Origin of the sequence: Bacillus sp. AF62 (assembly GCF_050312695.1) — a bacterium.
Classification (GTDB): domain Bacteria; phylum Bacillota; class Bacilli; order Bacillales; family Bacillaceae_G; genus Bacillus_A; species Bacillus_A cereus.
The window spans coordinates 1-22,154 of record NZ_JBNPJZ010000031.1; the positions used below are offsets into that span (position 1 = coordinate 1).

Sequence of the window (22,154 nt, forward strand, 5' to 3'; positions counted from 1 at the left end):
GTTGGAGAAGCGAAAACAACGAATAAAGACGGCGTTGTGAAATTCGAAAGCTTAGTGCCAGGAAAGTATACGTTAGAAGAAACGAAAGCGCCGGAAGGTTATAAAGCGCTAGAAGTAACAGTAGACGTAAATGTTGTAGCAAATGAAGTAGTAAAACAAGAAGTTATGAATGAAAAAATGAAAGAAGAAATTACAGGTCAATTAGAAATTACAAAGGTAGATGCTAATAATACAAATAAAATATTAGCAGGCGCAGTGTTTGAAATTTGGAAAGACGGAACAAAAATCGATACATTAACAACAAATAAGAGCGGTAAAGCGACTTCTAAGAAGTTAGAACCAGGAGATTACACTTTAAAAGAAATCCAAGCACCAGAAGGATATGCTTTATCCGATAAGGAAATGAAATTTACGATTTCTAATGAAAAAATTGAAGTTGTAAAGCTTCAAATTACAAATAAAAAAGATACAGAAAAAGGGCCGGAAAAACCAGGTGAAGGAACAGAAAAACCAGGTGAAGGAACAGAAAAACCAGGTGAAGGAACAGAAAAACCAGGTGAAGGAACAGAAAAGCCAGGTGAGGGAGTAGAAAAACCTAATTTACCAGAAAAAGGACAAGGTTCTTCTAATAATCAACAACTTCCAGCTACAGGACACAATACGAATTACGTTCCATTCATCGGTTTTATGCTTCTGCTACTAGGAATACGTTTAAGATTCATGGCTAAAAATAGTTAAAAGATGTATAAAAGGCATCAGAGGTATATAATCTCTGATGCCTTTTAAATTAATACAGATAAATATTTTAAGCTTCAATCACGCTAAGCATTCTGTTTATAAATGCAGCTGCGTGTGCACGTTGTGATGGTCCTTTTGGTACGAATTGATTAAATTCATTACCTTTTACAATTCCATATCCATATACTCTTTGTACTTCTTCTTTAGCGTAAATTAAGTTTTGGTCTACGAATGGTAGTTCAACTTGTTTTGCAAAAATACCAGCGTGTTTTAGAGAACGATCAATCATAATAACAGCTTCTTCGCGTGTAATTGTAGTATTTGGATCAAATGTATTATCACCACGTCCGCGGATTATGCCTGCGCTTGCTGCACGATTAATACCGTCTCTTAAAGATGGGTGTACTTGTTCTAAGTCTGTGAACTTAGCATTTCCACTTGGTAATTGTAAAGCACGAGTAATTAATGTAGCAAATTCAGCACGCGTTACAAGACGTTCTGGGAAGTACTTGCCGTTCCCTTCTCCTTGCATAATGCCTCTAGCTGCTAATTGACGAATGTCTTGTTCATACCATCCACCTGTAATGTCATCAGTTACGGGATTTTTTTGGTTTTCCTTATAGTATGTTTCAGTTCCTTTTAAGAAAGCATTCCATTGTCCGCGTTGAATCATAAACGCAGGGCAGTTTTTTCCTGACCAAAATTGATGTTTTTGGACCTTATCTAGAGAAATATTTAAGTCGTTCATTAAATAAGCTGCCAATTTACGGGCTTTTTCTACCGCTTTTTCATAGTTTCCATCTTGATTAACGGCAATTTCAATTCCGATAGATTCATAGTTTCCAGTTTTATTTCCAGCATGCCATCCAACTTCATTTACCGGAAGATGTTGATAAATTTCTTTATCATCTACTGTGAAATGCCAAGATGCGGCGCGATCAGCTGTTCCGCGTGCTTGGTTATCTAAGAATTTTGCATGATTTAGAGCATTAGCACCTTTCGCTGTATTAGCCGTTTCGTGAATCGTAATATATTTAGGTACCATCGGGTAGCCAGGGCGAATATCGTCATTTCCTTTTGGGACAATCATTTCTTTAAATGTAACGCCATAAATATTGTTTGTTTGTAGAGCTTCCGGAGCTCTCAATAAACTATTTTTAGCAGTACGACTGTTTTTTAGTAATGAAGCTTTTGTACCTTCAAATGTAGCAGAAGGTGCATAAATCCATTTTGCTGTTTCGTTTATTTGGACTTTAAACCAATTTCCAGCTTGTTCAGTAGGAGTAATGACTTGTGGCTCTAGTTTCCCTTCTTCTTTAAACGATTGGAACGGAAGGGCATGTATGGAAGCTTCTTCTTTTACGATTAATTTTTGGTTAGATAGTTTATGAATCTCTTGAACTTCTAAGCTATTATCATTGTTATCTATCCATCCAGCGCCAGTTGGCGTCGTTATGTAGTAAGCATTTCCTTTTTTCTTTGTCGCCGTTACGACTTGTTCTGTAATCTCGATATTCGATTTGTTTTTTAAATCATTCGCGGTATATAATGAATGTTTTTTTGAAGTGTATAGTAGGAATTGGCCAGTAACCTCGATATCTTCTTCATGAGTACTATGCTCATTAACATGCTCCTTAATACTTTTAAAAACTTGATCCTCCGTATATACTTCGGCGGATTTTTCAGCACTCTCTGCAAATGAATAAGTAGGTGCAAGAACAGTTTGTAATGCAAGAGAGAGAGTTAATACACTATAAAATTTCTTTTTCATATTTTTTTTAACACATTAGATTATAAAATCTAGTGTTAACATTCCTCCTTTATATATTGTATTTTCGCTATGTAACGATTTTTTGTACTAATAAATTTTAACAAGAGAAAATCATGATGTCTATATACATGAGCGATATTCATAAAAAGAATTATTTGAAAAAATGTAAGAGAAACAGGTAAAACCTTCTGTATTGACCTGTAAACGCCCTTCAAGTAAACTAAAGAGAGTTTGCAAATGAAAAGGTGATAATGTGTTAATTTCAATTAAAACGTTACAAGATGATCGTTTTTTACGTCCGCTACAAAATATTGGCGGCTTATTTTTTGAAGATAGTACGATTGGATTTGAACAAGAGGAAGCGAATCTGATCGTTGATATACACATTGAGGATAATGTGAAAGCATCCGCTCGATTAACGGATGTTAGCACAGGAAATGTGTATGAAGAAACATTCTCGAAAGATTTATCTGCTTTCACAGATGAAAAAGAGCGTATGAAGCAAGTGAAGCACGTTGTTTCTTATGTATATCTTTCTGTTCTTCAGCAGTTAACTGGACTTGAACAAAGCTGGGGTATTTTAACGGGAGTACGTCCGACGAAACTTCTTCATAAAATGCTTCAAAATGGTATGTCAAAAGAAGAAGCGCATCAAGAACTTCGTGAAAGTTATTTAATTCATGAAGAGAAAATTGAACTTCTTCAGCGTATTGTTGATTGCCAATTAGCAGTTGTTCCGGATTTATACCGTTTGAAAGAAGAAGTAAGTATTTATATCGGTATTCCGTTTTGCCCAACGAAATGTGCATACTGTACATTCCCGGCTTATGCGATTAATGGACGCCAAGGGTCTGTTGATTCGTTCTTAGGTGGTTTACATTATGAAGTTCGTGAAATTGGTAAGTTTTTAAAAGAAAAAGGTGTGAAAGTTACGACGATTTATTATGGCGGCGGTACACCTACAAGTATTACAGCAGAAGAGATGGATATGCTGTATGAAGAAATGTACGAAGCGTTCCCAGACGTGAAAAATGTACGTGAAGTAACAGTTGAGGCAGGTCGTCCAGATACGATCACGCCAGCAAAGCTAGAAGTGTTAAATAAATGGAACATTGACCGTATTAGTATTAATCCGCAGTCATATCATCAAGAGACACTAAAAGCAATTGGACGTCATCATACTGTAGAAGAAACAATTGAGAAATACCATTTAGCTCGTGAAATGGGAATGAACAATATTAATATGGACTTAATTATTGGTCTTCCTGGTGAAGGGTTAGATATCTTCAAGCATACGTTAGATGAAACAGAAAAGTTAATGCCAGAATCATTAACAGTTCATACGTTATCATTTAAACGTGCTTCTGAAATGACGCAAAACAAACGTAAATATAAAGTAGCAGGTCGCGAAGAAATTACAGCGATGATGCACGAAGCAGAAGAGTGGACGCAAAAGCATAATTACGTACCATATTACCTATATCGTCAAAAGAATATTTTAGGTAACTTAGAGAACGTTGGTTATGCAATGCCGACGCAAGAAAGTATTTACAACATTGTCATTATGGAAGAAGTACAATCAATTATCGGACTTGGTTGCGGCGCATCAAGTAAATTTGTTCATCCGAAGACGGGGGCAATTACGCACTTCGCGAATCCGAAAGATCCAAAATCATATAACGATGGCTTTGTAAAATATACAGAAGATAAACTGAAAATTTTAGAAGAGCTATTCGCATAAGAAGAAAGAGGTTGTTCCGAGTCGGAACAACCTCTTTTTATCCTGCAGTAATGGGGGCCGATTATATCTTGTCAGTTTTTGTCGGTAAGTCGATATATTCGAAAAATCGCTGATATAATTTCATTCGCCGTCTAGCGGTACCGTATGTAAAATTATGTCGATAATAATCAGAAAAATTAGTCAAAACATTGAAGGACAATGTCTACTTATAGACGAAATGATAGATTTATGAAAGAGAAAAGGGGGAAATTGTTGGCATGTACATGACAATAGGGAGAATTTTTGATTTATCTGTTGGTAAGTATACGAATAAAGAGGCGTTAGTGGAACCTGAAAAAAATATTCGCTGGACATATAAACAGTGGGATGAACAAATAAATAAAACGGCACACGCTTTATTAGAAGACGGAGTAAGAAAGGGAGATACAGTATCTGTTTACTTATATAACTGTCATGAATTTGTAAACGTTTACTTAGCTTGTGCGAAAATTGGTGCAGTTTTTAATCCGATTAACTTTCGCTTAAAGGCGAAAGAAGTATCTTATATTCTTCAGGACGCATCCTCGAAAGTCGTTGTCTTTGAAAAAGCAGTTGAGTCAACTGTTGCTATAATTGAAAGAGATTTTCCAAATACATCTTTTTGGTCTATAGAAAACGACAAACCTTCCTATGCAAGTTCCTACCATGAAAAAGTGAATGCAGCATCTTCTGAGAAAGTAAATATCGAAATTGATGAAATGGATTATTGTTCAATGCTTTATACGAGCGGTACGACAGGTCATCCGAAAGGCGTATTACATCGTCATCGCGAAATGACTGAGCATAGTATGATTTGTACGTATTTTCTTAAATATAATAGAGATAGTGTAGGGCTTGTTGTTGCGCCTTTATATCACTGTGGTGAATTAAATGCCGGAATCATACCACGCATTCAAGTTGGCGGAAAAAATGTCATTTTGCATCATTTTGATACAGACACAGTATTACATACGATTCAAGAAGAAAAGATTACGACGTTCTTTGCAGCACCGACGATGTGGAATATGTTGTTGCAAAAAGATTTAACTCAGTATGATTTAACTTCAATGAAAATCGGTATATATGGCGGAGCGGCAATGGCACCGGCGTTAGTGAAGGAATGTAAAGAACGTCTTTATATTGACCTTGTTCAAATATACGGAATGACAGAAATGGGACCAGTTGTGGCGTTTCTCGTAGAGGAGGATCAAATTACGAAAGCTGGTTCAGCAGGCACGCCATGCTTTAGTCATGAAGTTCGTATTGTGAAACCGAACGAGGATGCACCGGCAGAACCAGATGATGTATTACCTCCTTATGAAGTAGGAGAAATTATTTTACGCGGCCCAACTATGATGGCTGGCTATCATAATCGCGAAGAGGCAAATAAAAAATCGATGTATAAAGGATGGTATCATTCTGGTGATTTAGGATACTTTGATAAGGATGGTTATTTATTCGTTGCAGATCGTGTTGATGATATGGTAATTAGCGGTGGCGTAAATATTTACCCTCGTGAAATTGAAGATTTCCTTCATAGTCATCCCGGTATATTAGATGTGGCGGTACTTGGTGAGCCAGATGAATTATGGGGAGAGCGTGTTGTGGCAGTTATTGTGAAGAAAGATGAAACAATAACAGAAGCTGATTTAGAAACGTATTGCAAAGAAAGTGACGAATTAGCAGATTATAAGCGTCCGCGTCATTATTTATTTGTAGATGAACTTCCGCGTAATGCGAGCGGGAAGTTGCAGAAGTTTGTGCTGAGGGAGTCACTGAAAGGTGCGAAAAAATAGAAAATGAAGGATGCCCCATATCTATGGGGTATCCTTCATTTTTCTGTATTAAACAGAAGAAACAATATCTTTTTTAATTCTCATTTTTTCTTGGTGAAGGTTAATTAGCGCATTTGAAATAAGGTGGAAAAACAAAATGGATGTAATGTCCAAAAAGAAAAGACACCTTAAGGTGCCTCTCTCCGACTTGAACCATTTCATTTCATACGAATCGGAATCTATCCGTATTACCATTACCCCTTTGTTATGAGTGTAAACACACACTATAAAGCAGAATCGTCTATATACACTAGATTGTTAGTTCACAAAAGACAAGAGATTTGAGATCAATATCGAAGTGACGCCACATCCCCTATAATAATTGATATGTTACGCCTTTTAAAAGAATCTGCTTTATAGAACGTGCCCACAAGTTATATTTTACTACATGTAATATTCATTTAGTGTATTTTTTAATGAATATGTATAATTACATAAACTGTATGAAAAAAAGAGAGTATACTCTAACATTTTGTAATAAAGATAAAGCCCGCTTACGGAATAGTGGGCTTTTCTTACTTTTTATAGATATTTATTCCAATTATATTATCAGATGAATCTAAACGAATATAAACGTCAGCTGATAAAAGGTGTGCATTATATATTCGTTGTTTATATGTTGATATCTCGAAGCGTTTTCCATTTAATTCACATTCTAGAATAATCATATCGCCATGTTCTTTCCAATTTATTAATTTAGCAGTTGTATTCATATAAACCTCCTCTGAATCATTTTATGAAAATTAATAGAGTTAGTGTGAGAAAGGAGTTTATATAACAAAAAAAGACACCTTAAGTGTCTTTTTTGATTACTATAAAAGTCGTTCAATGAAATAGGTTTCTATTTTTATTTACGTGAAAACCCTTCTTCATCAAGGTATTCCGCAGCTTCTGGATAAGAGTTGAATGTACCGTCTAAGTTTACACCAGCGTACACGTTCCACATGTCATCCTCTGAAATAAGAGTAAGAATATGACCATCTTCGTTCTGCCATTCTTCTTCTTTCGCAGGTTCTACAGGTGCTACTACTTCTTCTTGTGATAGAAGGTCAATTGATTTCTCAATTACTGAACGTAACTCTTCTGCTGAAAACTCACGGATGTTAACCATACCTTTATCATCCGTTTTGTAACCTTTAATACCGCTTGCATACACAAATCCATTTCCATTTGGGTGTAAATGAAATACAACGTTCTTTTTATCTAAACGACTTTCTTCAAAGTGGAAGTTTACACGTTTTAATGATACGTTCTTTCTTTCTAGTTCTGGGAAAGATTCAATAATCGATAATTTTTCTTCAAAAGTTAGCATAGTGCCTCCAAGTATATAGTAAAAGATTTAATTTGTTCATTATAGCATAGTTGCAATTGTTTCCAAAGATAAGGGGGAAACTTTTCATTGAATACGTTTACGTCACGAGAATGTAAAAAGTGAGCTAACGAATGTATCTTTTTAGGTGTACAATGGAACATGGACTTTATACAAAGGTGGTTTTTTTATGTTTCAAAAAATAGCAAAGGAATGTTTAGCAGGATTTACTGTTGCGATTGTTGCGTTACCACTTGCGATTGCATTTGGTATTGCTGCGACAGGAACGTCTGAGGGAGCGCTTGTTGGATTGTATGGTGCGATTTTTGCAGGTTTATTCGCAGCGTTATTTGGCGGGACACCTGGGCAAGTAACGGGGCCAACTGGACCAATTACCGTTATCGCAACAGGAGTTATTGCGACGCACGGGTTAGAGGCAAGTTTTATTGCCTTTATGATGGCAGGGTTATTTCAAATTTTATTCGGTGTATGTAAGCTCGGTTCTTACGTTCGATATATTCCGTATCCTGTCGTTTCAGGATTTATGAATGGTATTGCATTAATCATTATTTTAGGCGAAATAAAGCACGTACAAAATAGTTTTCTACTTGTTGTGTTAACGATTATTGTAATGATTGTTTCTGGTAAATGGATTAAGGCGATTCCGTCTAGTTTAGTAGCACTAGTCGGTGTGACAGCTTTGCTACCTTTATTTTCTTCCCTACTCGAAGGACTTACAGTAAATTTACCGATTATCGGAAATCTTTCATTAAACAAAGTAATTGAAAAGATTGGAACCATTCCAGAAGCGATGCCTACGCTTCATATTCCATCTTTAAGTGGAACAGGAATAGCAGCACTTATTTTACCAGCGCTTAGTATTGCTTTATTAGGATCGATTGACTCGTTGTTAACATCGGTCGTAATGGATAATGTGACAGGTACACGTCATAAAAGTAATAAAGAGCTCGTTGGACAAGGTATCGGTAATATGATGAGCGGATTGTTTGGCGGATTAGCAGGTGCAGGTGCGACTGTAAGGTCTATCGTGAATATAAGAAGTGGCGGTAAAACGGCACTTTCGGCATGTATGCATAGTGTTATCTTATTCATTTTTATTATGGGTCTTGGTTCGGTCGTACAATATATTCCACTTGCTGTATTATCAGGTATTTTAATTTTAACTGGTATTGGAATGTTCGATTGGGGAAGCATGAAAAAGATGCATGTCGCTCCTAAAGGTGATGTCGTTGTTATGCTCGTAACGATGATTGTAACGGTGAAGTTCGATTTAATGATTGCTGTTGCATTCGGTATTATTCTTTCGTTCATCATATATATAGTGAAATGTAAAGAACGCAAAGCTTCTATCGTAAAAGAAAAAGAAGAAACGTACACAATTCAAGGACCGCTCTCTTTCCTATCAGTAGATCGTATTTTCTCTACTTTACAAGATGTGAAGTCACCGGTTGTTTTACGTATGAAAGATGTGCGTTATATGGATGTATCAGGAGCTATGGCATTATTAAATTTTGTTGAGCAATCAAATAAAGTAGGAGCAAGTGTAAAGCTTGAGCAAGTACATCCGAGTATTGAAAAAACAATCATAGTAATGGCAAGCGATGAACAGAAAGAACAATTGAAAATCTTAAGTGTTTAGATGGTAATAAGAATATCCCACAACTCTACATTATAATGTAGAGTTGTGGGATATTCTTATAATGTTTTTAGTAATATGTACTGCAGTGATAGAGAAGAGCTCTTTTTGAGTAAAGAAAACAGTTATAATGTGTACATATAATGGAAGGAATTAGAAGTTAGAGTGTGAAGAGATAGGCGTGAATTGGTTCTCTTTTCTATTTTGTAAAAAAAACCAAGTATTCAACCTATAATAAATTTGTTATGATAACCAATGGGATAAAGTGAATCCCTATCGTTTAAAACAATATGTTTGAGAGTATATGTATAAAAGAAAAGAGAAAAAATATGAATAAAACATTTGTAAAAGGAGCAGCGATTTTAACAATTACAACTTTTTTGTCAAAATTGCTTGGTAGTTTTTTTCAAATTCCATTACAAAATATTGCAGGAGATGAAGTGCTCGGTATTTTCCGTCTTGTTTTTCCTGTATATATGATTGCTCTTACATTATCGGTAGCCGGAGTTCCACTTGCAATTTCGAAACTAATTGCAGAGTTGAACGAAAAAAATAAGCAAAAGGAAATTGCGAAATTATTTACATCAGCGTCAATTATAGGAATAGCATTTGGCGTTTTCGGCTGTTTAGTCATTGTATTATTTTCTATTGAAATTGCAAATATGCTTGGTGGACAAGAAACTAGAATGCCGTTGCTTATTACTTCATTAGCATTACTCATTGCTCCATACATGGCAGTTTATAGAGGGTATTTTCAAGGTTTCGGTGATATGAAACCAACAGGGGTATCACAGGTCATTGAGCAATTTGTACGTGTGTTTTTTATGTTAATAATTGCTTACATACTAGTATCATGGGATAAGAGTAATACTGTTATTACTAGTGGTGCGATGGTTGGCTCTTTTCTTGGAGTCATTAGTTCGCTTATATATTTGCGTATAAAATATAATAGAAGTCCATACTACAATAAAAGCAATTCCTATTCACTCCGAGATTTAAGAGAAAACGGCAAAAAGATATTGAGGGTATCGATCCCAATCGCTATCGGAGCTTTATCAATGCCACTTTTAAATTTAGTAGACTCGCTTACAATACCGCATGTATTACAAGGATCATCAACAGAAATTCAAGAACAATTTGGAATATACAGTCGCGGTTTTGCATTCACGCAAATAATTGTTATTTTTGCAAGTGCAATTGTATTTCCGTTAATACCACTCTTAACTTCCGCATTGGCCAAAAGAGATATAAATTTGGCGAAAATAACAATTCAAAATACAAATCGACTAGCGCATGTTTTGACAGCGCCGTTAACAATATGGTTGATGGCATTAACAGTACCGTTAAATGTCGGATTGTTCACAGACGTAAAAGGCAGTAGTATGTTAACAGTTATGATTGGCAGTTCGTATTTTACTGCGGTTATGGTATTATCAATAGGTGTTTTACAGGGCATTAACCGTTCTGCACAAGCTGCATGGATAGTTATTGGTGCGAGTTGTGTGAAAGTCGTGTTAAACATAATGTTCGTGCAGAAGTTTGGCATAGATGGAGCGGCGTATAGTACATTCATTACTTACGTATTGATTTGTATTGTAAATCATTTGTATATTCGAAGCTATATTGCCTATTCTATTCATTTAAAAAGTTTTTTTGGTGTGCTAGCAATAGCATCTATTTTAGGACTAGGATTGTATGAACTATTTAATGTGATAGATGTTACATCTTCAAGAATTATGACGTTATTATTCAGTGGTATAGCATTAAGTATTACAACCATTTTGTATGGTGTATGTGCTTTGAAATTAAAATGGATATCAATAAAAAAAATACCATTTTTGAAAAGATAAATATAAAAATTTAATTTTTTATTAAAATTCATATGAGCTGATAAAGAGGAAACTATGTAGGGTATTAAGTGTTTAGGTAAGGAATGGGTACCAGTTTATGTTAGATGAAATAAACTGTTACCTAGTTTTGGAGGAGATTTAGGGTGCGTTTAGTCTTATCAGGATATTATGGTTTTTATAATGTTGGAGACGAGGCGATTCTACAATCAATTATTGAATCGTTAAGTAAAGAGAACCCGGATATAGAACTAGTAGTACTATCAAATGATTCTAAATATACAAAGGAAATGTATGGTGTAGAATCGGTAGATCGCTGGGATATAAAAGCTGTTTATCATGCGATCAAAAACAGTGATGGAGTTATTAGTGGTGGCGGGAGCCTTCTTCAAGATCAGACAAGTACGAAGAGTATTCTATATTATACGGGTATTATGGGACTCGCTCGATTATTAAAAAAGCCGTATTATATTTATTCACAAGGAATAGGTCCAATTACAAAAGGATATAATCGTCTATTAGTAAAATGGAACTTGTCAAAAGCTTCCTATGTATCAGTTCGAGATGAGGATTCGTTTTTATATTTAAAAGGACTTGGCATAAAAAACGATATTGAAATTGTTCCAGACCCTGTTTTAACATGGAAACGGACAAAACAATCGGATTGGTTGCAAAAGCATTCGATACATGGAAAAGTAATCGCGGTTAGTGTGCGTTATTGGAATGCAAAAGAAGATTATATAAAAAAATTAGCTGCGGCATTAAAAAAATTAAAGCAAGAAGGATACCAAATTCTATTTGTTCCAATGCATGAGCCATTTGATCAAAAAGCTTCGCGTGAAGTAGTAGACTTAATGGGAGAAGAGACGTATATGCTTCCATATAAAATGGATATCGACGAGAAAATATTCATTTTATCACAATGTTCATTACTAATTGGTATGCGTCTTCATGCACTAGTTTTTTCTGCTGTAGCCAAAACTCCAATGGTCGGGATTTCATACGATCCGAAAATTGATTCGTTTTTAAGTCAAGTGAATCAGCCAGTTATAGGAAGTGTGGATGGCGAATGGAGTGCTGAATATTTATATGAAATTGCGAAAAAGCAATTAATGCAACAAGGAACTGTGCAGCAAGAGTTACAATTGACAATAGATGAGCTTCGGTTGCAAGGCAAACAGGCAACAAAGAAACTCATTGATCATATGGAAAAAGGCACTTTATTAAAAAAGTAAAGTGTCTTTTATTTTGTTTTGAATGTAATGAAAATTCTAATTAAAAAACGTTTCATTTTAATTCCTATTTATTATGCTAAAATGATTGTGAGTATTATATAATCAAATTTGTGATAATAAATTCGTAGATTACGAGGAGGATAACCTTGAAGACTTTTTCAAAAGGTATAACAGCAGTGGCATTAACGGGATCATTACTTTTAACTCCTATTTCAAGTTATGCGGCAAATGATGATATTACAGGACATATGTTTGAGACGAATATGCGCTCACTTATTACTAAAGGAGTTTTAATGGGGTATGGAGACAATGTATATGCGCCTGATAAATTAGTAACAAGAGCAGAGTTTGCTACATTCATAGCAAGGGCTTTAAATTTACCGAAAGCTGATTCGAATTTCGAGGATGTGCCGAAGACTTACGGTTTATATGATGGTGTAAGTAGAGCATATGGAGCGAAAATTATTAATGGTCGTACGAACGAGACATTCTCACCAAATGATGTGATTACACGTGAAGAAATGTCGATAATGGTAAAGCGAGCGTTAGACTATAAAAATATTAAAGTAGCTGTAAGTCCGCTTACCTTTACTGATAAAGATAGTATTAACTATAAAGAGCATGTGCAAGTTATGGTGGCTACTCAAATTATTAAAGGGTATCCAGAAGATAATACATTTAGACCACATTTATCAGCTACAAGAGGGATGGCTTCAGCTATGTTGGATCGCATGCTTCAGACGATTGAAAAAAACGGAAATAGCAATCCTGTAGAAACTAAGAAATATGTTGTGACAAATGTAAGAGAAAACGGAACAGAGCAAGAAGTAGAGCGCTATAATACGTATAAAGAAGCGGTTACGGCTGCTCAAAATAAAGGTATGAATGCGGTAAAATACGAGAACGAATTTTTATGGATTAAAGATGGTTTTGCAAGTGCGAAAAGAATAACTGGGCAAAACATCATTAATATTTATGATGAGAATTTGTCAACAGTATATACGTATATTCAGTATGGAACAGAATTGAAAGTGTTAGAAGTTGGCGAAGATCGTGTGAAAGTTCAACTTTCTGGTTTGACAGGTTATGTGAAGAAGAATGAAATCACTTTAATCCCTACAAATGAAATGAAACAGTCGTCTTATTATGTGAAATCAGATGGATATTTATACCATAAATATTATACATATAATACAAGTTCACCTGGATATACAGAATTTAGATATGGTGTGGCACCTTCTTTCATGAAGCAAGGACAGCAAATGTATAGTGTAGATGGAAAGACATTTGGAGACGAAACTTTCTATCAATATTTCAATTATTTATCATTACGTTCGAAAACAGATTATACAGCTGAACAACTAGATAGTTATGTGAAATCGATTAAGCCAGACTCTCCATTAATTGGTTTAGGAAAGAAATTTAAAGAAGTAGAAAGCAAGTATAATGTAAATGCATTATTCTTATATTCATTAGCAATTCATGAAAGTTATTATGGAACAAGCGCTCTTGCAAAAGACAAAAATAATTTATTTGGTTTAAAAGCAACAGACGATAGTCCATATGGTAACGGGGAAGCATTTAATTCAAAAGAAGATTGTATTGAACATGCAGCAAAATTATACATGAATGAAGGATATTTAAATCCAGGACATTGGCGTTATACAGCAACATATACAGGTGATAAAGCTGCTGGTTTAAATGCAAAATATGCATCTGATGCGAACTGGGGTAAAAAAGTAGCGGGGCACATGAACCGTTTTGATTCTTATTTGGGTAAAAAAGAATACAACAAGTATAAACTTGCACGTGTGATGAATAACGTGGAAGTGAAAAAGAATCCTAGTATATCAAATGAGCGACTGTATCGTTTAAATACAAATGCAGTTGTCACAGTTACTGGTGAAGAAATAATAAATGGAAAAGCGTGGGTTAAAGTTATTTCAGATAACCCTACTGTAACAGAAGCGTATATCGCAAAAGAAAGCTTAGAGTACGTAAAACATTAATTAAATAAAAAAAGAAGGTGCTACTAATATTTCGTAGCACCTTCTTTCTATTCAATTTCAAAATCAACAATGATATAAGCGAGTATAACAACGAAGAAAATACTAACGGCTGGCGCTGTTAATACGTGGCCAGACATAAAGCCAATGCCAAGTGATAGAATGAGTGTGCTCGCTAATAGCATATACTTTACGGTCATGATTTTCTTAAAGTTTGTGATCATGCGGATGAATAATTTAATACCAAAGTATAGAAGTGGTATTAAGTAAATAAGGAAACCGACAATTCCAAAGGCGAAAAATAGGTCATGGAAGTCCATTTCAATTAATTTAATTTTATCTGTGTAGTTACCAGCGTAACCCATTCCGAATAGTTTTTGTGAAAGCGGTGCGTCTTTATAGTACTGTTTGTATGTTTTTAAGAATTTGTCGCGATCACTGTAAATCAAACTTTTCATTTCAGAATCTGTAAGTTCACCTTTTGCATGTTTTTTTGCATCTTCTGGATCTTCTTTAATTACTTTTCCTTCTTTTCGATCTTTTTCTTCTTGTACTGATTTTTTGTATTCGTATATTTGCATGTGAATGCCCATATTTTTTGCGATAGGAGTATGCGGTGTAAGAGCAATTAAACCTCCTAGTATAACTGCGGCAACAACGGTATTTACAATATGTGTGAATCCTTTTCCTTCTTTTTTACGATTTATCATATATTCAATGAATGAGAAGAAAAGTGCTACGCCTAATGTAATAACAATTGCGCCATATCCGACTTTCGTTCCGACCATAATACTTGCATACATCGCAAGTATTGTTGGAATCCAGTAATATATTTTCGAGAAAGAAGTTGTTTTATGAATCGAATATAAGACAATGATTGGGAACATAATGGCGAAAAGAGAACTTAAATCATTTCCAGCGAAGAACCAACCTCTTGAACCGATTTTTGAATGAGGATAGCTTGGGAAATCCGTTCCAGTTTGCATTGCGACAATCATTGTGATGCTTAAAATTAAAGTTGCATATAAGAAATATGTAATGATTTTATGAAATACATACTCTTTATTTTTTAGCTCTTTAAAGGCGATAATATATCCAAACAGTAGCACAATTGGATATATGCTCTTTAAAATGAATTTAACTTCTTCTCCAAATGAAACTGGAGATTTAACCATCATATTATTTACAAGACCGATTGCGAGTACGATTCCGAGTAAACATAAATAGAGGATATACTTTTTCGCATCTTGTTGTTTGTGATGAAGAAGTAGGTATCCTAATGCAAGAAGCATAAAGGCGAAACGGACTACAACTCCAACTGTTGCGCTCATGTGTAGTATATAGATTGAAAAAGATGTTAATAAATCTAAAATTGGTTGAAACACAATGAATAGCAATAGGAAATGTGGGAAGTAGTTATCCGTTTGTTTCAACTTATTAACCATATGTTCCTCCAGTTCTTCATTCCTTTATTACAACACCCAAAAGATGGGTATAAAGCCTTTTTTACATAGTAAGGCGAATGAATTTCAATATTTGTTTTTTTATCCCGCATTAACGGGCAGTAAGACCCCGCCTCAAAATACAATACAGCGGAAGCAAAGAAGTTAGGTGGGGATCAACTGCCCGTAAAAGCCCGATTGGTGAGGACTAATAATCAGTGGGGGATGAACACCCCCCACTGATTAAAGTCTCACTTTATCAAACTTAAGAATACACCATTTCATTGTAATGGTAAATAGATGAAAAGCATGGATAAACCGACTTTAATTTCTATATTTTTCAACGGAATTGTATGTTTTATACGGTATATGTACAAATTGCGAGATTGTTAGACAGAAAATTGAGAAAAAAGAAGGATTTTTCAATGGTTTTCTATAATTATATAAGTATAATCTTTATGGAGAAAAGAGGGGTATATATAATGGAAATAACAAGTAAAACAGAATCTGTCATTGTGAAATATGAAGGCCACGTTGCAACGGTTATGGTCAATCGCCCAGAGGTGTTAAATGCGTTAGATGAGCCGACATTAAAAGAGTTATTACAAAAGTTGAAAGAAGTAGCGGAAAGTTCTGCGCATATCGTTGTGTTATGCGGGAACGGCCGTGGTTTTTCTGCGGGTGGGGATATTAAATCGATGCTTTCAAGTAATGATGAAAGTAAGTTTGATGGTATTATGAATACTATTTCTGAAGTTGTCGTGACGTTATATACGATGCCAAAGCTTGTTATTAGTGCAATTCATGGACCAACTGCAGGTCTTGGGTTAAGTATTGCGTTAACAGCTGATTATGTAATGGCGGATATATCATCTGTTATTGCGATGAACTTTATTGGAATCGCTTTAATTCCAGATGGAGGCGGTCATTTCTTCCTTCAAAAGCGCGTCGGTGAAAATATGACGAAGCAAATTATTTGGGAAGGCAAGAAATTATCGGCGAGCGAAGCGCTTGATATCGGCTTAATTGATGAAGTAATCGGCGAAGATTTCCAAACGGCTGTGAAGCAAAAAATTAATGAATGGTCACAAAAACCGATTAAAGCAATGATTCAAACGAAGCAAATTTTATGTGAAGTAAATCGCTCTAATTTAGAGCAAACATTGCAATTAGAAAAGCGTGGTCAATATGCAATGAGACAAACAGCGGATCATAAGGAAGGAATTGCTGCGTTTTTAGAGAAACGTTTACCAGCATTTAAAGGGGAATAAAGTTTGTCCATTCCTCACTGATTATTAGCTCGTTAATTCGGGATTAAGGGGAGAAAGTGCTAACACATTTTAGTATAATTGTGTTAGCACTTTTTTTAAGGAGTAATACATGAAGAAAATGATCGGTGTTATCACTATTATTTTGCTTACATATTCTGCTTTGCATAGTACACCATCTTTGGCAGTTCGGACTGCGTTGTTTTTTGAGGGACATCCAAGTGTTGCATTTTCTGACGGGGTGACGAAAGAAAAAGATGTGAAAAAAGAAGCGATTCCAGATGAGTATCAAACTCTATATGGTAAGGACGAAGACTTAGAGCACTATTTCTTTCCACATGTAAGAGCACATGGATCAGGAATTGATATGTTAAGTGCGTGCGTGAAGAAAAAATGGTTTTTCTATAAAGCAGAGCTCGGATGTTATTAAATATAGGAGGATGAATGATGTCAGCATATAACAAGTTAGTAAGAGATCGTGTTCCAGAGAAGATTTTAATGTCTGGAAAAACGTATACAGCACAAAAATTAACAGGTCAAGCCTACATACAAGCTTTAGCGAAAATTGGAACGGAAGAAATTCGTGAATTTGCTTCTATGAAAGAACGCGAACATGCGCTAGATTCTCTTGCGGATGCGCTAGAAGTTATCATTTCATTAGCACGTGCAGAAGGTGCATCGATTGAAGATGTGGAACGCCTTCGTAAGAAAAAAGAAGTAGAGCGAGGTGGATTTGAAAGAGGTATTTATTTATTAGACGTTTCAGAAGAATAGTTTTATAGGAAAAGCATAGCGTTAATGAGTAACGCTATGCTTTTTTGTTGCAATGAAGCTAATAATGAAGAAGATAGCTGTTAATATCCAGCCGATTGTAATAGAAGTAGTAGTATGAATGGCATAAGAGATTTGTAAACAAAATAATGATGCTAAAAACCAAATGAGTGCAATGTGTATATATTTTTTTGATATATTCATATTTCAGGACTCCTTTTGTATACTAAAAAGAATTTTACTACAATTTAGAAAATTAAGCTATATAAGTAGAGGTTTTCTAGCGAATTTTGTATACTGAATAGTAGAGAAAATGAGGAGGAAACGACAATGGCACATCATACGAAAGAAACGATGGAACTGATTAAGGAGCTTGTCTCTATTCCGAGTCCATCTGGAAATACAGCAAAAATTATTAATTTCATTGAAAACTATGTAAGTGAGTGGAACGTAGAAACGAAACGTAATAATAAGGGTGCTCTTATTTTAACGGTAAAAGGGAAGAATGATGCGCAGCACCGCTTATTAACGGCACACGTTGATACGTTAGGTGCGATGGTGAAAGAAATTAAGCCTGATGGTCGCCTGAGTCTTTCTATGATTGGTGGATTTCGCTGGAACTCTGTAGAAGGAGAATATTGCGAAATTGAAACATCAAGTGGCAAGACGTATACAGGAACGATTTTAATGCATCAAACATCTGTACATGTATATAAAGATGCAGGTGAAGCAAAACGCGATGAGAAAAATATTGAAGTTCGTATTGATGAGCGCGTATTTTCAGCTGATGAAGTACGCGAATTAGGAATTGAAGTAGGAGACTTCGTGTCATTTGATCCGCGCGTTCAAATCACAGAGAGTGGATACATAAAATCACGTCATTTAGATGACAAAGTAAGTGTTGCGATTTTATTAAAATTAATTAAAAGATTACAAGATGAAAACGTAACATTACCATATACGACGCATTTCTTAATTTCTAATAATGAAGAGATTGGATACGGTGGTAATTCTAATATTCCAGAAGAAACTGTTGAATACTTAGCGGTTGATATGGGAGCGTTAGGTGATGGACAAACATCTGATGAATATACAGTATCTATTTGTGCAAAAGACTCTAGCGGCCCGTATCATTACGCACTGCGTAAACATTTAGTAGAGCTTGCGAAAACGAATCATATTGAATATAAAGTAGATATCTATCCATACTACGGATCTGATGCATCAGCTGCGATTCGCGCGGGATTTGATGTGAAACATGCTTTAATTGGAGCGGGTATTGATTCTTCTCACGCATTTGAACGTACACATGAAAGTTCTATTGCGCATACAGAAGCATTAGTGTATGCATATGTAATGTCTAATTTAATTGAAGAATAATTTCATAGATAATAGAGAGCTGATTAAAAATAATATTTTTAATCAGCTTTTTATTTGGCGAAGCGATTAGGAGACATGCCCTAATCGTTTTTTTATTCCGCTATTTGTGGGCTGATTAAAGTTTTATTTTATATACATTCATTATAAGTTATATATATGCGATTTTTGTTATAAGGCCGGAAACGTATTTACTATAGATATATAATGTTATACACTATGAAAGGAATTAATTAATAGTTAATATTTTTTAGTTAGCTTGATTAAAAAAATGTATGAATATGAAGTTTTGAGAGGAGATTTATTTTTCATGAAGTACAAAGCAATAGCCGCAGGATTATTAGCAGCAAATTTACTAGCACATCCAATTAGTAGTTTAGCAGAAACGAAGAAATTTCCTGATGTTTCAGATAGTGCGTGGTCGAAAGACGCAATTTATTATTTAGTAGAGAGAAATGTAATTAACGGTATGCCAGATGGTAACTTTATGCCATACGGAAATTTAACACGTGCCCAGGCAGCAAAGATTATCGCAACAGCAATTGGTGCTAAAGTAGATCCGAATGCAAAGCCGTCTTATAATGATGCAAAAAATAATTGGGCAGCTTCATTTATTGCAGCTATGGAAAAAGAGAATATTATTAAAGGGCGAGAACCAGGAGTATTTGATCCTGAAGGAAAAGTAACTCGTGCTGAAATGGCAGCTATGCTTGTGAGAGCATATAATCTGAAAAGCAAAGTAACAGGACCAGTTCCTACAAAATTCGCTGATTTAGAGAATCATTGGGGTAAAGAAGAAGTTAATATTTTAGTAGAATTAAAACTTTCTTTAGGTACAGAGAATGGCTGGAAACCGAATGATTCTATTACGCGTGAACAAGCAGCTCAGCTTACTGCGCAAACAGATAAATTTAGCAAGAATAGTGATCGTCCAGTAGAAACAAAGAAAATGTACATAGATAGAAAATTCATTACATATCACGCACCATCATTAAGTTCTGGGATTAGTGCGAATCAGCATAACCCACAAACGGTTGAAATTAAAGAAGAACGAGATGGATGGATCAAAATTGCAACAAGTAACGGTGATAAATGGACACCTTTAGTAGAGAAAACAGAAGTTATTAATGAAGGATTCACTACTTATGCAGAAGCTTCTTCTTCATCAAAAGTAATGGGAACACATAACGCACAGCAAGTAACTGTTATTGAAGAGAACGGCAGCTGGATTCGTATCCGCATGGGCGCTGGTTTCCAATGGGTTAATAAAAATCAATTAAATCCAGTGAAGCAAGGTAACTTCTTAGAAGGAAAAGCGATTATTATTGATCCAGGTCATGGTGGAGTTGATTCAGGTAATCCAGGTTATTATGAGAAAGAAAGTGAAACTGTATTAGATGTATCATTGAGATTACAGAAAATATTTGAGAAAAAGACACCATTTACTGTGTTATTCACTCGTACAGATGATACACGTCCAGGAACAAGTGGTCCTGATTCTTTAAAGAAACGTGTAGAATTTGCTCAAAAAAATAATGGGGATATTTTTGTAAGTATTCATGGTAATGGTACGGAAAAGAAAAATGGACAAGGTACAGAAACATTCTACTATGAATCAGCGACAGCAAGAGGAACAAATCCTAATGTATCAGAAAGTCGTTTACTAGCAGAAAAAATTCAAGAACGTCTTGTAGATGCACTGGGAACAAAAGATCGTGGTGTGAAAAAAGGCGATTTATACGTAATTAGAGAAAATACAATGCCAGCTGTATTAGCAGAATTAGCATTTGTAGATAATAAAAGTGATGCAGATAAAATAGCTACACCAGCGCAAAGACAAAGTGCAGCGGAAGCGATTTATCAAGGCATTTTAGATTACTATGAAGAAATGGGTAACAACGTGTCTTCTTTCCGTTAATAAATAATAAGAGATTGCCATTGGCAGTCTCTTTTATTTATTAACGTTTCTCTTTATTTCCGGCATATGATATCATTTAATTTTATATACAAAAGAAAAGTATTTGAGTAATTGTAATCATAACAATTTTAAACGATAGAGGATGATAATAGATTGAATAATCATAGTAAAACACCTGCCTGTATATATACGTATGCATTTCGTGAGGAGGAGCGTGCTTTATGTTACTTGGAAATGCGCTCGTTCTTTGGAATGGAGTCGCACGTTAATATTTTAAAAAGTGATGTCAAAATTGACCCGAGTAGAAGTGCGTTTATGAAAGAGCGCGTTGAGGTTATGTATGAAGGGGACGACTTAGAAAGCATTTTAAAACAAGTGGAACAAATTGATTTGGCGGGGGCGTCGTTTAAAGTTATCTTCGTTAAAATCAATGACCTCGTTGGAGAAAATAAAATTGAATATGGAGAAAGACGTCTTATTGAACGAGACCTTGGCATGCATATTGAAGGAGAAGCGGATGTTCGTAATCCAGAGCGTGTATTCGGGATTGTTCCTCTTGGAGGACGCTGGTACTTCGGGCACTATGTAGAAAGCGAACCAGTTTGGTATCATCACATAAAAAAACCGCATAGTTATTCGACATCACTTAGCACACGTGTTGCAAGATCGGTTGCAAATATCGCTGTACCAAATCCAGAAGGAGTACGAGCAATTGACCCGTGCTGCGGTATTGGAACAGTAGTAGTAGAAGCACTTTCTATGGGGATTAACATCGTTGGTAGAGATATAAATCCACTTGTAGTTCTTGGAACAAGAAAAAATATCGCACATTTCGGATTTGAAGGAACAGTCACAAAAGGACCAATCGAGGAAATTACTGAGAACTACGACGTTGCCATTATCGATATGCCGTACGACCTATTTACGCATGCCACACCAGAAGACCAGCTCTCCATTCTTTCAAGTGCACGCCGCATCGCTAAAAAGGTAGTCGTTGTAACGATGGAGACAATGGACGACATGATCCATGAAGCAGGATTTGAAATTACAGATCGCTGTATTACAAGAAAAGGATCATTTACTAGACAAATCCTTGTTTGTGAATAGAAAGAGAAAGGTCACCCGTTTGGGTGACCTTTTTAGTGTAGAGGGTGTTGCAAAACTCATAAATATCCAAAAATGAATGCATAAAGAAACCCGTTTTCCTGGAAGAATGATAGT

General features: G+C 35.3%; 18 protein-coding genes. 13 read left to right on the plus strand and 5 right to left on the minus strand.

What is annotated here, in order from left to right; genetic code table 11:
* Window positions 1-738: SpaA isopeptide-forming pilin-related protein (locus ACQRBL_RS04485; RefSeq protein ID WP_427733990.1), on the plus strand; the 738-nt coding region annotated here is incomplete at its 5' end.
* Window positions 739-805: 67 nt separating this feature from the next.
* Here the strand turns inward: ACQRBL_RS04485 and ACQRBL_RS04490 are convergent.
* Window positions 806-2,509, minus strand: coding sequence for an S-layer homology domain-containing protein (locus tag ACQRBL_RS04490; RefSeq protein ID WP_411996122.1), 1,704 nt, complete (start codon window positions 2,507-2,509; stop codon window positions 806-808).
* A gap of 253 nt (window positions 2,510-2,762) precedes the next feature.
* On the opposite strand from ACQRBL_RS04490, the gene ACQRBL_RS04495 reads away from it, so the two are divergent.
* Window positions 2,763-4,250 carry a coproporphyrinogen III oxidase gene (locus ACQRBL_RS04495; RefSeq protein ID WP_000908776.1) on the plus strand — a complete coding sequence of 496 codons (1,488 nt, stop codon included), beginning with the start codon at window positions 2,763-2,765 and terminating at the stop codon, window positions 4,248-4,250.
* 257 nt (window positions 4,251-4,507) lie between these two features.
* Window positions 4,508-6,064 carry a fatty acid--CoA ligase gene (locus ACQRBL_RS04500; RefSeq protein WP_023521269.1) on the plus strand — a complete coding sequence of 519 codons (1,557 nt, stop codon included), beginning with the start codon at window positions 4,508-4,510 and terminating at the stop codon, window positions 6,062-6,064.
* Between the two features lie 554 nt (window positions 6,065-6,618).
* Here ACQRBL_RS04500 and ACQRBL_RS04505 read toward each other — a convergent pair.
* Both ACQRBL_RS04505 and ACQRBL_RS04510 read right to left on the minus strand, forming a co-directional pair.
* Window positions 6,619-6,816, minus strand: coding sequence for a hypothetical protein (locus tag ACQRBL_RS04505; protein ID WP_001098258.1), 198 nt, complete (start codon window positions 6,814-6,816; stop codon window positions 6,619-6,621).
* A gap of 134 nt (window positions 6,817-6,950) precedes the next feature.
* Window positions 6,951-7,415 carry a hypothetical protein gene (locus ACQRBL_RS04510; RefSeq protein WP_000954998.1) on the minus strand — a complete coding sequence of 155 codons (465 nt, stop codon included), beginning with the start codon at window positions 7,413-7,415 and terminating at the stop codon, window positions 6,951-6,953.
* A gap of 187 nt (window positions 7,416-7,602) precedes the next feature.
* Between ACQRBL_RS04510 and ACQRBL_RS04515 the strand changes: the two genes are divergently transcribed.
* The 4 genes from ACQRBL_RS04515 to ACQRBL_RS04530 all read left to right on the plus strand — a co-directional run bounded on the left by ACQRBL_RS04515 (window position 7,603) and on the right by ACQRBL_RS04530 (window position 14,160).
* Window positions 7,603-9,072 (plus strand): SulP family inorganic anion transporter, encoded by a 1,470-nt coding sequence (locus ACQRBL_RS04515; RefSeq protein WP_000486667.1) that lies wholly within the window; start codon window positions 7,603-7,605, stop codon window positions 9,070-9,072.
* A gap of 326 nt (window positions 9,073-9,398) precedes the next feature.
* A complete protein-coding gene (locus ACQRBL_RS04520) occupies window positions 9,399-10,919 on the plus strand; it encodes a putative polysaccharide biosynthesis protein (protein WP_001044014.1) in 1,521 nt (506 codons plus the stop codon).
* Window positions 10,920-11,062: 143 nt separating this feature from the next.
* Window positions 11,063-12,151 carry a polysaccharide pyruvyl transferase CsaB gene (gene csaB, locus ACQRBL_RS04525; RefSeq protein WP_001241596.1) on the plus strand — a complete coding sequence of 363 codons (1,089 nt, stop codon included), beginning with the start codon at window positions 11,063-11,065 and terminating at the stop codon, window positions 12,149-12,151.
* Between the two features lie 146 nt (window positions 12,152-12,297).
* Window positions 12,298-14,160: an S-layer homology domain-containing protein gene (locus ACQRBL_RS04530; RefSeq protein ID WP_053565144.1), complete on the plus strand. Its 1,863-nt coding sequence runs from the start codon at window positions 12,298-12,300 to the stop codon at window positions 14,158-14,160.
* A gap of 47 nt (window positions 14,161-14,207) precedes the next feature.
* Here the strand turns inward: ACQRBL_RS04530 and ACQRBL_RS04535 are convergent, their stop codons facing one another.
* Window positions 14,208-15,602 (minus strand): O-antigen ligase family protein, encoded by a 1,395-nt coding sequence (locus ACQRBL_RS04535; protein ID WP_411996123.1) that lies wholly within the window; start codon window positions 15,600-15,602, stop codon window positions 14,208-14,210.
* Between the two features lie 455 nt (window positions 15,603-16,057).
* On the opposite strand from ACQRBL_RS04535, the gene ACQRBL_RS04540 reads away from it, so the two are divergent.
* The 3 genes from ACQRBL_RS04540 (at window position 16,058) to ACQRBL_RS04550 (ending at window position 17,641) form a co-directional block, all read left to right on the plus strand.
* On the plus strand, window positions 16,058-16,870 hold the full coding sequence (locus ACQRBL_RS04540) for an enoyl-CoA hydratase (RefSeq protein ID WP_411996125.1): 813 nt from the start codon (window positions 16,058-16,060) through the stop codon (window positions 16,868-16,870).
* 109 nt (window positions 16,871-16,979) lie between these two features.
* Complete coding sequence (locus ACQRBL_RS04545) at window positions 16,980-17,297, plus strand: hypothetical protein (RefSeq protein WP_000738198.1); 318 nt, start codon at window positions 16,980-16,982, stop codon at window positions 17,295-17,297.
* 17 nt (window positions 17,298-17,314) lie between these two features.
* Window positions 17,315-17,641: a nucleoside triphosphate pyrophosphohydrolase gene (locus tag ACQRBL_RS04550; protein ID WP_001277348.1), complete on the plus strand. Its 327-nt coding sequence runs from the start codon at window positions 17,315-17,317 to the stop codon at window positions 17,639-17,641.
* A gap of 21 nt (window positions 17,642-17,662) precedes the next feature.
* Here the strand turns inward: ACQRBL_RS04550 and ACQRBL_RS04555 are convergent, their stop codons facing one another.
* Window positions 17,663-17,842 carry a hypothetical protein gene (locus ACQRBL_RS04555; RefSeq protein WP_001027083.1) on the minus strand — a complete coding sequence of 60 codons (180 nt, stop codon included), beginning with the start codon at window positions 17,840-17,842 and terminating at the stop codon, window positions 17,663-17,665.
* A gap of 126 nt (window positions 17,843-17,968) precedes the next feature.
* On the opposite strand from ACQRBL_RS04555, the gene ACQRBL_RS04560 reads away from it, so the two are divergent.
* The 3 genes from ACQRBL_RS04560 to ACQRBL_RS04570 all read left to right on the plus strand — a co-directional run bounded on the left by ACQRBL_RS04560 (window position 17,969) and on the right by ACQRBL_RS04570 (window position 22,040).
* Complete coding sequence (locus tag ACQRBL_RS04560; protein ID WP_000930086.1) at window positions 17,969-19,018, plus strand: M42 family metallopeptidase; 1,050 nt, start codon at window positions 17,969-17,971, stop codon at window positions 19,016-19,018.
* Window positions 19,019-19,325: 307 nt separating this feature from the next.
* Window positions 19,326-20,933 (plus strand): N-acetylmuramoyl-L-alanine amidase, encoded by a 1,608-nt coding sequence (locus ACQRBL_RS04565; RefSeq protein WP_120460728.1) that lies wholly within the window; start codon window positions 19,326-19,328, stop codon window positions 20,931-20,933.
* Between the two features lie 153 nt (window positions 20,934-21,086).
* Window positions 21,087-22,040, plus strand: a complete 954-nt coding sequence (locus ACQRBL_RS04570) for a TRM11 family SAM-dependent methyltransferase (protein ID WP_001059320.1) — start codon at window positions 21,087-21,089, stop codon at window positions 22,038-22,040.
* Window positions 22,041-22,154 lie beyond the last annotated feature (114 nt).

Excerpts from the sequence above, each read along its gene's own strand:
- ACQRBL_RS04560 (WP_000930086.1), top strand. The coding sequence starts at position 17,969 with ATGGCACATCATACGAAAGAAACGATGGAACTGATTAAGGAGCTTGTC.
- ACQRBL_RS04535 (WP_411996123.1), bottom strand. The coding sequence starts at position 15,602 with ATGGTTAATAAGTTGAAACAAACGGATAACTACTTCCCACATTTCCTA.
- ACQRBL_RS04565 (WP_120460728.1), top strand. The coding sequence starts at position 19,326 with ATGAAGTACAAAGCAATAGCCGCAGGATTATTAGCAGCAAATTTACTA.
- ACQRBL_RS04500 (WP_023521269.1), top strand. The coding sequence starts at position 4,508 with ATGTACATGACAATAGGGAGAATTTTTGATTTATCTGTTGGTAAGTAT.
- ACQRBL_RS04550 (WP_001277348.1), top strand. The coding sequence starts at position 17,315 with ATGTCAGCATATAACAAGTTAGTAAGAGATCGTGTTCCAGAGAAGATT.
- ACQRBL_RS04515 (WP_000486667.1), top strand. The coding sequence starts at position 7,603 with ATGTTTCAAAAAATAGCAAAGGAATGTTTAGCAGGATTTACTGTTGCG.
- ACQRBL_RS04540 (WP_411996125.1), top strand. The coding sequence starts at position 16,058 with ATGGAGAAAAGAGGGGTATATATAATGGAAATAACAAGTAAAACAGAA.
- ACQRBL_RS04520 (WP_001044014.1), top strand. The coding sequence starts at position 9,399 with ATGAATAAAACATTTGTAAAAGGAGCAGCGATTTTAACAATTACAACT.
- ACQRBL_RS04555 (WP_001027083.1), bottom strand. The coding sequence starts at position 17,842 with ATGAATATATCAAAAAAATATATACACATTGCACTCATTTGGTTTTTA.
- ACQRBL_RS04510 (WP_000954998.1), bottom strand. The coding sequence starts at position 7,415 with ATGCTAACTTTTGAAGAAAAATTATCGATTATTGAATCTTTCCCAGAA.
- ACQRBL_RS04545 (WP_000738198.1), top strand. The coding sequence starts at position 16,980 with ATGAAGAAAATGATCGGTGTTATCACTATTATTTTGCTTACATATTCT.
- ACQRBL_RS04505 (WP_001098258.1), bottom strand. The coding sequence starts at position 6,816 with ATGAATACAACTGCTAAATTAATAAATTGGAAAGAACATGGCGATATG.
- ACQRBL_RS04490 (WP_411996122.1), bottom strand. The coding sequence starts at position 2,509 with ATGAAAAAGAAATTTTATAGTGTATTAACTCTCTCTCTTGCATTACAA.